The organism is Bacillus sp. FSL W7-1354, from assembly GCF_038002405.1.
Lineage (GTDB): Bacteria > Bacillota > Bacilli > Bacillales > Bacillaceae > Bacillus > Bacillus paralicheniformis.
This window is the reverse complement of the sequence record NZ_JBBOCL010000001.1, coordinates 908,499-923,485: the sequence shown is the minus strand read 5'-3', so window position 1 is coordinate 923,485 and position 14,987 is coordinate 908,499. Positions and strand designations below refer to the sequence as shown.

Annotated in this window: 13 protein-coding genes and 3 pseudogenes; 5 read left to right on the top strand and 11 right to left on the bottom strand. The window is 41.9% G+C overall.

The genetic code is table 11. The annotated features are described in order from the left end of the window. Positions 1–444 precede the first annotated feature (444 nt). Positions 445–1,461, top strand: a complete 1,017-nt coding sequence (locus tag MKZ04_RS04805; RefSeq protein ID WP_020451484.1) for a serine hydrolase domain-containing protein — start codon at positions 445–447, stop codon at positions 1,459–1,461. Between the two features lie 33 nt (positions 1,462–1,494). After that, complete coding sequence (locus tag MKZ04_RS04800; RefSeq protein ID WP_020451483.1) at positions 1,495–2,145, top strand: TVP38/TMEM64 family protein; 651 nt, start codon at positions 1,495–1,497, stop codon at positions 2,143–2,145. Between the two features lie 49 nt (positions 2,146–2,194). Here MKZ04_RS04800 and MKZ04_RS04795 read toward each other — a convergent pair whose 3' ends face one another. The 6 genes from MKZ04_RS04795 to MKZ04_RS04770 all read right to left on the bottom strand — a co-directional run bounded on the left by MKZ04_RS04795 (position 2,195) and on the right by MKZ04_RS04770 (position 9,467). Further along, positions 2,195–2,506: a YbjQ family protein gene (locus tag MKZ04_RS04795; protein ID WP_003182008.1), complete on the bottom strand. Its 312-nt coding sequence runs from the start codon at positions 2,504–2,506 to the stop codon at positions 2,195–2,197. A 279-nt stretch (positions 2,507–2,785) separates the two neighbouring features. Then, complete coding sequence (locus MKZ04_RS04790) at positions 2,786–3,298, bottom strand: ClbS/DfsB family four-helix bundle protein (protein ID WP_341047068.1); 513 nt, start codon at positions 3,296–3,298, stop codon at positions 2,786–2,788. A 401-nt stretch (positions 3,299–3,699) separates the two neighbouring features. Beyond that, positions 3,700–5,070, bottom strand: coding sequence for an MFS transporter (locus MKZ04_RS04785; protein WP_020451481.1), 1,371 nt, complete (start codon positions 5,068–5,070; stop codon positions 3,700–3,702). Positions 5,071–5,363: 293 nt separating this feature from the next. Continuing rightward, positions 5,364–6,833, bottom strand: coding sequence for a potassium/proton antiporter (locus MKZ04_RS04780; RefSeq protein WP_035338707.1), 1,470 nt, complete (start codon positions 6,831–6,833; stop codon positions 5,364–5,366). Positions 6,834–6,960: 127 nt separating this feature from the next. After that, complete coding sequence (locus tag MKZ04_RS04775) at positions 6,961–7,638, bottom strand: YoaK family protein (RefSeq protein ID WP_341045403.1); 678 nt, start codon at positions 7,636–7,638, stop codon at positions 6,961–6,963. Positions 7,639–8,048: 410 nt separating this feature from the next. After that, positions 8,049–9,467, bottom strand: a complete 1,419-nt coding sequence (locus tag MKZ04_RS04770; RefSeq protein ID WP_341047067.1) for a flavin monoamine oxidase family protein — start codon at positions 9,465–9,467, stop codon at positions 8,049–8,051. 235 nt (positions 9,468–9,702) lie between these two features. On the opposite strand from MKZ04_RS04770, the gene MKZ04_RS04765 reads away from it, so the two are divergent. Beyond that, entirely contained in the window at positions 9,703–9,813 is a 111-nt protein-coding gene (locus MKZ04_RS04765) for a YjcZ family sporulation protein (protein ID WP_020451477.1), read from the top strand. Between the two features lie 182 nt (positions 9,814–9,995). Here MKZ04_RS04765 and MKZ04_RS04760 read toward each other — a convergent pair. Further along, positions 9,996–10,482 (bottom strand): annotated as a pseudogene (locus MKZ04_RS04760) (YjdF family protein). Between the two features lie 509 nt (positions 10,483–10,991). On the opposite strand from MKZ04_RS04760, the gene MKZ04_RS04755 reads away from it, so the two are divergent. After that, positions 10,992–11,384 carry a (2Fe-2S) ferredoxin domain-containing protein gene (locus tag MKZ04_RS04755; RefSeq protein WP_020451475.1) on the top strand — a complete coding sequence of 131 codons (393 nt, stop codon included), beginning with the start codon at positions 10,992–10,994 and terminating at the stop codon, positions 11,382–11,384. 10 nt (positions 11,385–11,394) lie between these two features. Next, positions 11,395–12,387, top strand: coding sequence for a CobW family GTP-binding protein (locus MKZ04_RS04750; protein WP_026579711.1), 993 nt, complete (start codon positions 11,395–11,397; stop codon positions 12,385–12,387). Positions 12,388–12,859: 472 nt separating this feature from the next. On the opposite strand, the gene MKZ04_RS04745 is transcribed toward MKZ04_RS04750, so the two are convergent. The 4 genes and pseudogenes from MKZ04_RS04745 to MKZ04_RS04730 form a co-directional block, all read right to left on the bottom strand. Next, complete coding sequence (locus MKZ04_RS04745) at positions 12,860–13,489, bottom strand: hypothetical protein (protein ID WP_145624319.1); 630 nt, start codon at positions 13,487–13,489, stop codon at positions 12,860–12,862. A 381-nt stretch (positions 13,490–13,870) separates the two neighbouring features. Further along, positions 13,871–14,278, bottom strand: coding sequence for a CDI toxin immunity protein (locus MKZ04_RS04740; RefSeq protein ID WP_145624317.1), 408 nt, complete (start codon positions 14,276–14,278; stop codon positions 13,871–13,873). A gap of 15 nt (positions 14,279–14,293) precedes the next feature. Next, a pseudogene (locus MKZ04_RS04735) lies at positions 14,294–14,506 on the bottom strand (hypothetical protein); the annotation flags it as partial. Then, positions 14,499–14,984, bottom strand: a pseudogene (locus tag MKZ04_RS04730) (DNA cytosine methyltransferase); the annotation flags it as partial. The pseudogenes MKZ04_RS04735 and MKZ04_RS04730, both read right to left, overlap by 8 nt. Positions 14,985–14,987 lie beyond the last annotated feature (3 nt).

Below are 14,987 nucleotides of genomic sequence, written 5' to 3'. Positions count from 1 at the left end.
CCCGTTATTTTTCGCTTCATAACAGTAACGATGATTTTAAATCTCTTTCACTATGTTAAACAACATATTATAGATAATAAAGGAAAAACCCTTCAAAATTAAATTAAAATTAAAAAATACTAATATAGTCCTTTTTCTCACAAAAAAACACCAAACTTTAGACCTTAGTTTAAGGCCGTACTCGACTTTATTCCCCTTTTCGATACTGCCGACTTATATTTCAATCGTTTTAAACCAAAAAACAACCGTCAAAACAGCACTCGTTTTAACGGATGTCATGAAATTGCCATATTTTAAATTTAGTTTAAATTATTCTGTAAATGATGGTAAATACAAAAAAATTTTTATAATGTTATTTTGTCGCGCTTCCTGCTTCATTTCCTTTCAAAACTATCGTTTATCGTTTCCTTCTCATCATAATTAGATATGAAAGGACTGTTGTTATTGGTATATACAGCGGAACATCTTGATGATTATTTAATGGAACAAGCATCCAACAATCATTTTCACGGCAGCATTTTGCTGGCAGACTCAAACGGTATTCTGCTATCGAAAGGATACGGTTATGCTAATTGCAAGGACAAAGTGAAGAATAAACCGTCTACACGCTACCAAATTGCTTCGCTGACAAAGCAATTCACAGCCATAGCGGTCATGCAGCTGCAAGAAAAGGGGCTGCTTCGTACTGATGATCCGGTACAAAACTATTTAGAAGGCTATCCGAACGGCGACAGCATTACCATCAAACATTTATTAAGCCATACGTCCGGAATTCCTGATTTTCTAGAGGAAGAATTGCTCGATATTGAGCTGGAGCGCGCACCGTTAGACCAATTTATCGGCCGGTTTATTGACAAACCGCTCGAATTTCGCCCGGGACAAAGGTTTAATTACAGCAATTCAGGATACATATTACTCACAAAAATCATTGAAACAATCACAAATGAAGCTTATGGAGATGTCATTCAAGAATTGATCTTTGACCCTTTAGGCATGAAAAACTCCGGTTTCTTCGCTTCCCCGGAAGATATTTCGCCCACAGTCGGATACTTATGCCTGAATCGCGAAATGATCAAAGCGCCTATCGTATACGGCTACGGGGAAAGCGGGCTGTATTCAACCGTTGAAGACTTGTACTTATGGGACAGGGCGCTTTACACTGAAAAGCTTGTCACAAAAGGCGCTTTGAAAGAAGCGCTTTACAGCTGTGTCAAAAAACCGGCTTTTGCAGCCGAAGGCCCTTCTCCGGCACTCATTCAAAACAATTCGATCGGATACGGATGGTTTATTAATCATCAAAACAAGTATAAAATATGGCATGATGGAGAAATCCACGGTTTTATCAGCTCGATTAACCGATACATAAACGAGAAAAAAGTGCTGATTATGCTCAGCAATTGCAACCTGTCAAAAACAGACGAGATTTTGGCAAACGTGGAAGAAGCTTTATTGCAAATATAGAAGCTAAAAACAAAGAAAGGCAGCGGGAGCGGTATGATCAAAAAACTATTCACTATCATCATCATGGCAAGTATCATCGCGGTCGGATTCGTCTGCAAAGATTCCTGGCTCGGCGTCATCAGGGACGGAGGCGTTTATTCGGTGCTATTCAGCATGCTGCTTGTGGCGGCCTGTGTATTTTTCCCGATCGTCCCGTTTGCGCTCATTGCCGGATTAAACGGCGCTTTGTTCGGAATCGCAGACGGCGTGCTGATCACGCTGACAGGGTCGATGCTCGGCACCATGCTCTTGTTCTTCCTCTCACGTTACGGATTCAGAGATTTGGCTCGCAAACGCTTAACGAAATACCCGAAAATGAGCGAATATGAAGCCTATTTTAACCAAAATGCTTTTACAGCCGTACTATTGGGCAGACTGATCCCCGTTATCCCCGCCGTTGTCATGAATATTGTCTGCGGATTAAGCAAGGTGAAATGGGCTGTCTTTTTCGCGGCTTCGACACTTGGAAAAATCCCTAACGTTCTCGTCGTCTCGATCGCAGGTGCCAATTTCAGTGAAAACAAGCTGATCTCTATCGGTGTCTACGGCTTATACATGGCGATCATAGCGCTTGTCATCTACAGAAAGTATCCCCATCTGACTCAAAAACATAAAGAGACCAAACAGACAGGGAAGCCTTCTTGACCCGCTGAGGCGGCAATGATAGCCGCCGCCTTCGTTTTTCGGTTGAACGTCAGCCGATTACAACAGCCGTACCATATCCGATTAGTTCGGAGGTACCCTGGCCTGCAGATAGTTCGAACCTTAGACCGACGATCGCGTTTGCTCCGAGTTCTTCAGCTTGATTCACGAGCCGTTCCCTCACAGCTTTTTTCGAATCCTCAAGCATTTGGGTGTAATTTTTTAATTCTCCGCCAATGACCGACTTCAATCCTGACAGAATATCTTTTCCGATATTCCGCGACTGAACGATGCTGCTGGTGACAAGCCCTTTGACTTCGACGATATTTTGATTCGCGATTGTATCTGTTGTGACGATGATCATTCATATCCTCCCTTTTCCTATACTTACTAGCTACCATACCATATACGCCGGAAGCGTGCAGTTATTTATCCATCATATCGGCTGGATTTTTAAAATGTTAAGTTTTTTATGCAAAGTTTTACCACATTGCATAGCCGCATCGTTTCAATCGCGGGCTTTTCACAAAATGGAAAATGCCTCGAAAGAAGTGAATATAGATAACTTTATAGCATTGTTAATTTCAGCTTCATAAGAAAAATTGAGTATCTTTTGAATGCACTTCTTCATGTTAACACTCTTTCATCCCAGTTGATTCTTCTTCCACTTCCTTATTTTAGTCCTGAAGTTTTTAAATGGAGCCACAGAGTTGACGTGAATGAACCTTATAGCAGGCCACTTCGGGTTTTCACCTGTCCAATTCAAAGTACCTTGGGTGAATAATTCTTCATCCGTGAGCGTATCAATCCAAGACTGAAGTTGTGCCTCTGCTTTCTTGAATTCTTGGCGAAGCTCAGTTAACGAAAAGTAAGAATACATATCGTAAAAAGATTGATAAAGAGCACCCAGTTGGTTCCATTTATAATGAGGAGAGGGAGTGACAACGGTTTTTCCCAAGCGCTCATCCCTGTCCCAGCTCATCAACAGGTTTAACCATCCGAGCTGATAAGCAAGGATTTCCCCTGGCGTTCGATCTACGTCTTGATCCCGAACATCTCTAAACTGATCGGGGATATCGTCAAACTCCCCATCTAGTAACAAATAACGCTTATGAATTTCTTCTTTTAAATGTTTCTTGGACTCGTACACCGTAATCCCTCCTTGATATCAACTATAGTGTACACTACACGGATTGTCCGCCTTATTTTAAAACAAATCATGAACTTTTAAGAGCAGTTTGCGAGACTTCCCTTACATTGCATGTATATTAATTTGTTCGACGGTTCCCGCTTCAATATGAGGTAATGTGAATCGGCTCCCCTGCCGTCGACTCTACGTCAACCTCTCTTGATACCCAAATTCAATTCAAATGCCTCCATGCATCACTAGAATCGGCTTCCCTTCACCTATTCGCGAATATTCAATTGTCAGTCCGTCAATTTCAAAGGTGCCGATGCTTCTTTCATAATTTCTTCATCCTTTACTTTCATCATGTTTCAGAAAATCCATACAACATAAAAAACGGCTGGGCGGTCCCGCCCAACCATTCGAATATGTTAAGATTTTTTGCGTTTGCAAGTCAATAAATATAGCAATCCGCCAGCCAATACAAAGACTGTGAATATGGCAAACGAGCGGCTGAATACAGCGCCCCAGGCATTGTCCATTGCCGGAAGCGCAGAATAGCCGAACCCGCGCACTGCCATCAAGCCTCCTGCAAATGCCACGCCTATTCCTTCAGATAAAAAACAGGCAAAATTCAGCATCCCCATTCCAGCGCCTGCAGCCTCTTCTTCCAAGCTTTCTGCGGCACTATTGGAAATCGACGTCTTCACAAATGAAAGACCGCCAAATATAAACACGAGCAGCATCGTCATCAACCATGGTGTCCGGTCACCGAACTGTGACGCGGCCGCTATGGTTGCCAAGATCAATAACCATCCAAGAGTAAAAACAAACCGGCTGCCGAAGCGATCGGTAAGGGCTCCCCCCGCGACGCCGAAAAAGATAACGCCCACACTACCCGGAAGCATAATGCCGCTTCCGATAATATCGGCATTTAAACTGAACAAGACTCTCATCATATATGGAACGACAGAGACGATTCCCGCAACGCTTCCCAATACGACACATCCTGCCAAAACGACGCCTATATATCTGCGATTCTTGATTAAAGACCGGTCAATAAAAGGATGTTCCGCATATCGGGTATGAACCGCAGCTCCAATCAAGCAAAAAATGCCCGCCGCTAAATAAAAGACATGATACAGCGATATATATACAGCGAACATCACAATGCTGATTGTCAGCAGGACGATCCCAATGATATCCAGATTTGCTTTTACAGCGGCTTCAGCAGGCATATTTCTGAGGAAGAAAGGAATCGACATCAGCGCCGCCATCGGAAGAAGGAACAGAAACGACCAATGAATATGATGTACAATCATTCCGCCGATAGCCGGACCTATTCCCTCGCCCATTGCCACTAGTGATCCGACAAGGCCGAACGCTTTGCCCCGGCCCTCCGGACGAACATAGCGTGTAATGATGACCAGGATAAGCGCGGGTACAGCGGAAGCCCCGGCTCCTTGAACAAAGCGCGCAAAGATCACGGCCGTGAAATAAGACTGAGCCGAAAGACCTATTAATGAACCTCCGCCATAGATGATTAGTCCGGCCACAAACAGCTTTCTGACACCATACATATCAGAAAGCCTGCTGTAAACGACCGAACCAGCAGCAAAGGAAATGATAAAACTCGTATTCACCCAATTTGCCGCGGCAGGCGACACGCCAAATTGATTTTTTATGTCCGGCAATGCAACATTAAATACGGTTTCGTTCATCACACTGAAGAAAGCGACAAAGCTAAGCCACCAAAACGCCTTCTTTTGATGCTTGAAGGACTGCATTTTACTGTTTTTCAATTGAATGATACCCCCAAAATTATAGGGGAATCACGCAGTTTATAGGGTTAATGATGCGCTTTCCCCTCAAATGTTAACCCATTTATTTTTTTGCACTTCATCATTCATGCGCCTCCTCATATTTGATTTTTAAATTATACAATTGATCAACAAAGGGATCAATGTAAGGAACATAAGCTGAACTTTCACATTGCAAAAAAAGGCCAATGAAGAATACCGGTGCAGTACCCTTCATTGACCTTTATTCGTGACATACTGAGCAAGCCAGCCTTGTCCTGTGCTTTTCCGAAAGCTTAATCAAATTCCCTGTTTAATAATTTTTTCAGTTCCTTTTTTTGTTTTTTCGATACGAGAATATACAAAATATCGCCTGATTTAATTTTCGTTTCTCCGTGCGGCGTGACCAAATCCCCGTTTCGGATGATCGCATTGATCAGGGCATCTTTCGGAAAGCTGATGTCTTTCAGTGCCTGCCCGGTGATGGCTGTTTGGTCATCGACTTCAAATTCGATAATTTCGGCGTTCGCCTTGCCGATGGAAACAAGCTCGAGCGAATGCGGCGCTTCGACTTTCTGCGGTCCGTTCAATTTCAATTTTTCTGCGAAGACCGATATGGTTGATCCTTGGATCAAAGCAGATGTTAAAACGACGAAGAATACGACATTGAAGACCAATTGGCTGTTTTCAAGCCCCATCGTCATGGGGAATGTTGCGAGAACGATCGGAACGGCCCCTTTTAATCCGGCCCACGACAAGAAGATTTTTTCGTTAAAATGAAAGCCCATTTTGATGGTCGACAGAAAAACGGCAACCGGTCTGGCGATAAAAATTAAAATCAGCGAAAGCAGGAAGCCTTTGAAAATGATATCGAAAGATAAAAATTGGGCAGGAAAAACCAATAATCCTAGAATAATAAACATCAAAATCTGCATCATCCAGGCAAAGCCTTCATTAAACCTGAAAATAGAATGTCGGTAAGTCAAATCTTGATTTCCGATGACAAGCGCAGCAATGTAGACGGCAAGCAAGCCGCTCGCCCCGATGACATCTGTAAGACTGTAGGTAAGAAGCGCAAAAGCAAGAGCAAAGATCGGATAAAGTCCGCTTGAATCCAAGTTGATTTTATTGATGGCAAAGCTGGCGAACCGCCCGAGTACATATCCGAGCAAAAGCCCCATTCCCATCTGCCAGAAAAATGAAATCACAAGCATGAAATAAGATGAATGATCAGCCGTCAGCAGCTGGATGAGCGATAAAGTCAAAAACATCGCCATCGGATCATTTGTACCCGACTCTGCTTCCAGTGTAGAGCTCAATCTGTCTCTAATATTCTGGCCTTTCAAAACGGCGAAAATCGCGGCCGCATCTGTAGAACCGACAATCGCTCCGAATAAAAAGCCTTCCATCCAGGAAACATTAAAAATCAGTTTGGCCGCAACCGCAACCACACAGGTGGTCAGCAAAACGCCAATCGTTGCGAGCGACAATGAAGGAACGGCGACCGCTTTGATTGAAGACCATTTTGTTTGCAGACCGCCTTCAAAAAGGATGACGACGAGTGCGATAACTCCGATCAGCTGGGCTAACTCGGGATTATTAAAATAAATAATTCCGAGACCGTCGCTCCCCATGACCATCCCGACAATCAAGAACAAGACGAGAGCGGGCACTCCGAGCCTTGTCGAAAATTTCGTTGTCAGTACACCGATAATCAGCAATAAGGCCGCTAATAAAATAAACTGCTCCATATTAATGTGTTCCAACCATTTATCCTCCTCCCAATCTTAACCGATACTGGTGCTGTCCCCCGTTCTTTTACCCGAACAGGCACCCTCATAAAACGTATGTAACAAACGATGTTCGCGTATGCTCGTGTATGGGACCCGTCCTTCAGTCTTCACTCCATCCGTGAAACTTTGTGCCTGCAATCGCAATAATCCCAATAATGATTGCGATTGGAATCCAAATCACGGCAAACGGATGCGCAGGCTCAGCAAGTGCGGCGATGACGGCCCCCAGGCAATAGAGCACAATCGTCAAAGCGCGAAGCCATGCGTCCTTATGGATGACCTTTTGGTCGTTTTTGCTGAGGAACCGTTTTGTCACATCTTCGAAAAAGTTTGCGAGCGTCCCCGTTAGGACAGTAGTGGAAATCCCTGCTATGCCGAGCTTTCTGGCTGCTGTAGTCTGAAGCCCCATCGCCATGCTTAACAGCAAGATCAAAAAGTTTGGCGAACTTTCATAGAAAGTCAGACAAGCAAATAGAAGCAATACGGCTGCTTCAACAGCAAGTGCAATCGTGACGCCTGACGGCCAGAACGATTTTTCCTGTTTTCCGACAATGGCTGCTGAAATAATCACGCCGATGATAAATCCGAACAATGCGATCAGCGAGTACACGGCGGTCGCATGAAGAGAATTGCCGATTGATAATCCTAACAGTACGATATTCCCGGTCATATTAGCAGTAAATACGTGACCGATACTTAAGTACCCAATCACATCTACAATACCTGCTGTCAAACAGAGAAGCAAAAGCATGATGTTTCGTTCATGAGCAGCATTCAATGTGATTCAATCCTTTCGAAGCTATTCTGCCCGGCGGAATGTTAAACCATTCCATCCGGTATGTCATGAGCCTTTCCTAAGGGAAAACTCGATTTGGGGGCTTTTTTATTGTTAGAAAAAGAGGGGTTCTTAACGAAAAAATGCGGGCGATCCGATCATGCACCTCAGCAAAACACTTATCGCTCATCGTGTTACATCTACAATTCAATTGTATCATAAGCATTAAAATTTTTTATAAATGAAGTTCTTAAAAACTTGTTTTTAAGAAAGGGGAACACATTTCTTACTGTTTAGGAAGCAGCCGATCGGCGTTTATTGCATGATCCGTCTGTTTGCCTTAAATAAAAACGAACGAGCCGCCTTTTAAAAGCGACTCTTTCCCATTCCTTCAATACTTGCAAAGTTCATGGTTACACGCGGGAGGACTGATTCACTTCATATGCCGCCCGTATTCCCGATTCAATCGCTCCCTGCATCCACCCGTGAGTGAGGGAAGCGTGCTCCCCGGCAAAATACACCCTTCCCTCAGGCATAGGAATATAAGGATACAGCTCCAATTCCTGACCAGGTTCGAAAGCTGTAAATGCTCCCGCTGAAAAAGGATTTTGCGTCCAGCTGAAAGAAGCGCCTGATACAAACTCGGAATACACGATATCTCCATATATTCTCGCTAAATTTTTCAGCGTATAGCGGATCCGCTCTTCTTCCGGCTGACTGTCCCATATCAGCGCTTCATCAGCCCACGTATAGCTCGCTAAAATAACAGCATGACCGTGTGCCCCTATGCCGCTGCTTGGGTAATATGAAAAGCGAATCGGCAAATCGGTAATGGATCTCCCGCCGCGCTGCCCGACTCTTTCCCAAAACCTGCTCTTAAATTCGATTCCTATTTTTGTCGCGGCAATATAGTTAAGCTCCCGAATCGCTCTCCGCTTATGGTAGGAAAACGAATCAAACGGCTCAAAGGTCACAAATCGCAAAGTTGAAAAAGGAATTGTTACGATTGTGAAATCACTTGTCAGAGCTGAATGTTCTGCCGACTGTTGGTGGATACAATGGGCTGTCACATTGTTTTCAGTTTGAGATATTTTCATCAATTTATGACCAAATAAAATATCGCCCTTTAATTGCGGAAGAAAAGCTTGCGTCAGCAAGTCCATGCCACCTGTAATCTCATAGAAACGAGACGGCGATGTAAAAAAGATCGATTCCCTTAATACTTCGACAAGTGACAATCCCATGTACGCTTCCATGTCCAAAAGCACACCAATCATATCAATGGAGCCGTGTGAAAAATGAGTGTTGAGAAAAGAGCCCAACGATTCGTTTCTGTATTGTTTTTCAACAATACGCCAATTTCTCGCCGGATCTTGGCTGATAAAATTGAGGATAGGCTGCAATGCAGAAAGCATCAGCTGTTCAGCCGTTTTCCCCTGCTCATGGGGAGCAGCCGGGAATCTTAAAACACCCGGATATCTTTCAAACTCATGAAGACGAGTTTTCACGCCGTTGACGTAAAGAATATCCATGGGGGTTCTGTTGATAAACTCATTGACAGGCAGATTAAATTTCTTAATGTATTCTATCGTTAAAGTATGAATATCGGGGATGCGCATCGGACCGGCATTGAAATACAACCCTTCGCTAAAGGGCGCACGGGAAGTAAAAACACGTCCTCCCACTCTGTCATTCGCTTCCACGATCGTCACTCTGTGCCCGGCACTCTTTAATAAAGACGCTGCGACAAGCCCGGACAACCCGGCACCAACGATCATTACTTGCTTGGGATACTGTGTTGTTTGAAGGCCGTTTCTAATGATATAAAGCATGTCTCCCTCAGTTAATTGAAAATTCAATTTACTCAGCGCCCTTTTCGGTGGATTTATTGCATTATATTCCGTTTAAAGGACGCCAATCACCATTTTCATCCTCTCTGCACGAAGACTCCGCATGAGGGCGCAGTTGCAAATGGGTCAACTATTTTTAAAAATGTAAATCAATATCCTATACCGAATTGATAAAGATACATAGGATAAACTATGTATCTTTAGGGAGGTGAAACAAATGAGCGGAGGTTACGGATACGGAAGCGGTTTTGCTTTAATTGTTGTCCTGTTCATTCTCTTAATCATCATTGGTGCCAGCTGGTTCGGCGGTGGTTATGGAGGCTATTAAGTTCTAAAATGGTTCTGTTTTAAAAAGCAATAACCTATGACCTTCTCCTTATTTTACATGTTCTCCCCTCTTGCTTATCGTTATTGACTCCATTATGAAAGGCTCTTTTTAAAAAGAGCCTTTTTTTAATACAATACAGGAAAACGCGCCTCTATTGAGCTTCACTTTGCTCCAAAGAAATTCTATTTTCCACTATGCTTTTGTTTCGCTTTTTGCTTTCTGAGTAAATACTTTTGTTCTTTTTCCTTTTCCCGCTGCTCTTTTGTCAGCCGCTTTTTCTTTCGTTTTCTTGCTTCCAGCTCTTGTTTTATCGCTTCTTGCGCCTTATGAGACACACCAGCATTTTTCAATTCTTTAGACACTTGCCGCTGCAGCCTTTTCGGATTTATTTTGCGCGGGCGGCGGGCGTCCAGCCTAACTCCTTCCTGATCTGCTTGTGACAGTGCCTGTAAAAGTTGATGATGAACAAAATGCAAAACTTCCGAATCCTTCGGCTCTTTGCCAAACAAATGCCGGACGGCTCTCAGCTTACCTTCAATCACAACTTCAATGACTCCTATCCAAAACTGACCATCATAGTAAACCGTTAATTTCATAACGATTCCCTCCTCCATCAACATGTACTTCAGAGAATGACGGACATCCCGAGGAGGGGAAGGTTACTGGCATGATCAATCATGCATCCGGACTACCAACCGAATCGTGTTTTTTCATTCTCCGCTAAAAATTTTATCAATTTTTCCAGCTTAGGAAAAGGGGTAAAGTTCTTTTATATTCAGTACAATAATATAATGCAAACCCTCCCCTGAGCCAGATAGGCTCTGGCTGAAAAAGAAGCTGCTCAGATCTCATTGGCACCGTTTAACCTCTTCTATTTGCGTTTGACTTGAAAAAGAGATAAAATGATTTTTAAATCGTAATAATTACGTTTTGTTTGCCGTATTGAAAGAGAGACCATATAAATAAACAACCAAAGGCGGCAAGAGAAGGCTGAATAGAGAGCTTGCGAAAGGAGTGAAAAGCTCAAGGTGACGATGAAATGCGGAGCTTACCCCACTGTCTCCCCGGTTATCGGTTTCACCTTTCGGGACAGTTATCGACCGGGGCTTACTTAGTTCTTTATCATTTTACCGCTTTCAAATCGTAATAATTCTGTTTTACCTGGAGGAAAGATACATATGGCGACATGGGATTTAAGTAATATGAAACATCATATCTTTATATGCAACGGCAGCAGCTGCAATCGGGTCGGAGCTGAGGAACTGACTCAAGTGATTCGGCAAGAAATTTCAGACCGGGAGCTTGACGATGTCATTCATACAACGCGCACGCGGTGTAATGGAAGATGCCAAGATAAGTGCGTGGTCATCCACTATCCGAAAGGAACATGGTATAAAGATTTAAAACCGGAGGATGTCCCCCTCCTGATTGACTCGCTTTGTACCAATGAAGATTATCAAGAAAAAGCAAGTCATTTGTATGATGGCCAACGTTTCGAACGTTCATCTGGCGTCATCGCCGGGATTCCAAAAGACAAAGAAAAAGTAATCAAAGTATCAAAAAAATTGTAAATGAGGTCGAATGATCATGCCTTTAACTAAAAAGAAAATTCCTGTCACTATTCTCACTGGATATTTAGGCGCCGGGAAAACCACACTTTTAAATCGAATACTTACAGAAAAACACAATCAAAAGATTGCGGTTATTGTCAATGAGTACGGAGAAGTCGGGATAGACAATCAGCTCGTCGTTGATTCTGAAGAAGAAATTTTGGAAATGAACAACGGCTGTATCTGTTGCACGGTCCGCGGAGATTTGATTCGCATTCTGAGAACTCTTGTATTCTCAATGGATCAAGGGAAAGTTGCATTCGACCGGGTTATAATCGAAACAACAGGACTGGCTGACCCAGCACCTGTTGCCCAGACTTTTTTTATGGATGAGCTGCTGTCCGACATATTTGAAGTTGACAGCATCGTCACGGTAGTAGACAGCAAGCATATCGCCAGACATCTGGATGATCAGGATGAAGCTCAAGAACAAATTGCTTTTGCTGACGTCATCATCCTCAATAAAACAGATTTAGTATCAAATGACGATTTGGAATCCTTGGAGCAAAGACTTGTCAACATTAATCCTGCGGCTAAGAGGCTGCATGCCAGAGATTGCAAGATCAATTTAAAAGATATCCTGGGGATCAATACGTTTGACGTCAATCGAAAACTTGAAATCGACCCTCATTTTCTAGAGGATCATCATCACCATCATCATGATGATAAAGTGTCTTCTATTGCTTTTCGGGAAGAGAAGCCTCTTGATTTGGCAAAAGTGGATCATTGGATGAGTTATCTCGTACGGGAAAAAGGCGAAGATTTATTACGTTATAAAGGGATCCTTTCTATTAAAGGGGAAGAATATCGAATCGTATTCCAAGGGTTGCATATGCTGTTTTCAGGACGTCCGGATCGCAAGTGGAACGAAAACGAGACAAAACAAAGCGAACTTGTTTTCATTGGAAAGAACTTGGACAAAGAGGAGCTGGAGCGGCAATTTAAAAATTGCATCGCAAAGTAACATTTCTCGCTTTGTTGGCCCTCTCTTTGCTTAATAGAAAGACCCGAGATTTGATTTTGCGAGTCTTTTTCAAGGGCAAAATGAGTTTTTAAGCAGGTTATTTGCCTGCTTTTTTGTTCTTAAAACAACAGCCCTCAAGTAATTCCGAGGGGCTGTTGCCAAATGATAAATGGTTTGGCACTTGATCTGATTTATCTTTTTTTAGCCCGATCCCCATATCAATTTCAAAGTCCTTGATTTTTCAGAGGGGATACTTGGCCTTTATGATCTTTACTCATCATCAAGGCTGTATTTGAGCGCCCTGTCTACCTGACAAATTTTTTCAGCTCCGTATTTGTTTCTTTCTCGTCTATGGATGGCAGAAAAGACAAATGTTCAGCAGACATTATAACCCCCTCCTTAATATAAAAAGAGACACCAAACGAACGCATCAAGCGTAAGTTCAGTGTCCGCAAGTTGTTTGTCTTAGCCTTTATAAAAACTTAGGATTCAAGGTTTTATTAATCAAATCCTTTTCTTTTTCCATAACATCCTGATCTTTAAAATAAATTTTCAATGTAAGAGCGTCAGTAAACATAAAAACTTTATTATGATCTGAAAAGAATAGGTATTGATTTGATCTTGCCGCCATCTTCCCAATAATGGAATATTCATTAATATTTTCGATCTTATATCCTCTACATGTTTCAAGCAAAGTTGGTTCCATACTGTATAACCCTTTAGAAATCAGAAAATTTTTATACTCTTTATACGCGATGCTAAGCTCTTGATCTTGATCATCTATATCTTCTAAATCTATTTCTCCTTCCCAATACGCACTTAAAAAAGGAGTAATTATTGTATTTTCAAAATTGGTTAAATAAGGGGTGACCCATTTAAAGAATTGATCTTCTAACTCAATCCATTCTTTTGATTCAATGCAAATTTCAGAATAGGGGTTCTCGACTGATTCAAATCCAAAAGAACTGTAAAAGTCTTTTTTCTTCAATTTTTCATCTGGCATACCAATAATTAAATTAAATTCGTTTTGTTCATCATCTTCCCAGTTGAAAAATTGGTATTCTGACAACTCTTTTAATAATTCTGTTGTTGCTAATTTCATTTCTTCACCTACTTAGATAATATTCTACTAACCCTTAAACAGCAACTCCTTCATATAGGGCGAGCTTATCTTCATGATCAGGAAAGATGCCCAAGTTAGAATCAATTAAATGTCCTCCGTCATTATCATCTGGCAGCCTATCTGGTTTTCCAATTTTGGATTGAGCATGCAGAGTCTCTTCTTAGCAAATAAACATCGTAATGAAATATCAACGCTTGCGTTCGATACTGTAGAGACTTCAGCCGCTCCTCCTGTGAAGCAGACGACCTTCATCATCAATTTCGCATGACAAAAAGGTCCGGAAAAAGTTCCCCTTTCTCTCGGATTTAAAAAAGCACTTAATCAGGGATTAAATGCTTTTTAAAACGCAGAACGATACCATCAGTCGGTTCTATAATTATTAGCCATACCAATGGTTACATCTCCATCATGAAAAAACTCAATTACAAATCCATATGGACTGTACATGAAAGTGTCTGAGCCCACTGCAGTTACATCATCAATAACCTTTAATGCATTATCTAACTCTGTTTTAATCGCTGGATAATCACCGAAACTCCATAGTAGAATGATTTCTTTATCCTCTATATTATTCTCAGTCAACCAGTCATCTATATCCTCGGCATACTCAATAGACTTGTGATTCTTCACTAACTCCCATTGAATTCTTCCCCAAGATGTAAATGGATATTTTGATGCAAGTTCTTGATGAAATTTCTCTGTTGTTTCGTTTGATAAAACTTTTTTATGATCCCCTAATGCTTCTAAACATTCTTCATACAAAGTCATATATTAAACACTTCCTTATTTATTTAAATGTCTTAAAAGGGTTTTGTATGTTTTTTCATTACCCTCAAAAGGAATATAAACTTTTTTTGCTTTGTCTCCCTTTCCATTTCGATAATCTTCAACATTTATATGAGATCCCTTTTCAGGATCGTAATCTAGCCTCCAAAGTACTTTATGATCAGCAGAAATTCTTCCTGTTACTTTACCAAATCCTGCACTCTTTCCTATAACCTTTTGCATTTCCACTGACCATTCCTTTGACATTCTCGGCCACAAAGATTTTTGGCCGCAACCTTTCAACAGCATCAAGGTAATGAAAAAATAGATCATCAAGTGACTGTTTGGCCTGTCCTTCACGAAAGGCTTTTTCTTTTCCCCAAGCCTTTTCCCGATCACCCGCAATAGAAAATACGCTACAGGGCGGGGAACCATCAAAAATATCTAAATCGAACAATTCATCAGGCAGATTTTCCATTTTGTTAAAGTCTCTGATGTCCATAAGAAAAGGATATTTCGGATTATGATTCTTCCTGTAAATCTTCATCATTTGCGGATCGATCTCACAGTTCCCCAAAAGATCGTAGCCGGCGAGCTTATAGCCCATAGAGGAACCCCCGCCGCAAGAGAATGTACTGAATACTTTAAGGCCATTTTTCTTGATGTTTTTTAAATCGCCCAACTTCCAACGGTACTCTTTCTTTTCCATGTA

Bases quoted from the DNA above. Each gene is read 5' to 3' on its own strand.
- MKZ04_RS04740 (WP_145624317.1), bottom strand. From the start codon at position 14,278: ATGACTTTGTATGAAGAATGTTTAGAAGCATTAGGGGATCATAAAAAA.
- MKZ04_RS04770 (WP_341047067.1), bottom strand. From the start codon at position 9,467: ATGCTTTATATCATTAGAAACGGCCTTCAAACAACACAGTATCCCAAG.
- MKZ04_RS04800 (WP_020451483.1), top strand. From the start codon at position 1,495: ATGATCAAAAAACTATTCACTATCATCATCATGGCAAGTATCATCGCG.
- MKZ04_RS04755 (WP_020451475.1), top strand. From the start codon at position 10,992: ATGGCGACATGGGATTTAAGTAATATGAAACATCATATCTTTATATGC.
- MKZ04_RS04750 (WP_026579711.1), top strand. From the start codon at position 11,395: ATGATCATGCCTTTAACTAAAAAGAAAATTCCTGTCACTATTCTCACT.
- MKZ04_RS04765 (WP_020451477.1), top strand. From the start codon at position 9,703: ATGAGCGGAGGTTACGGATACGGAAGCGGTTTTGCTTTAATTGTTGTC.
- MKZ04_RS04745 (WP_145624319.1), bottom strand. From the start codon at position 13,489: ATGAAATTAGCAACAACAGAATTATTAAAAGAGTTGTCAGAATACCAA.
- MKZ04_RS04795 (WP_003182008.1), bottom strand. From the start codon at position 2,506: ATGATCATCGTCACAACAGATACAATCGCGAATCAAAATATCGTCGAA.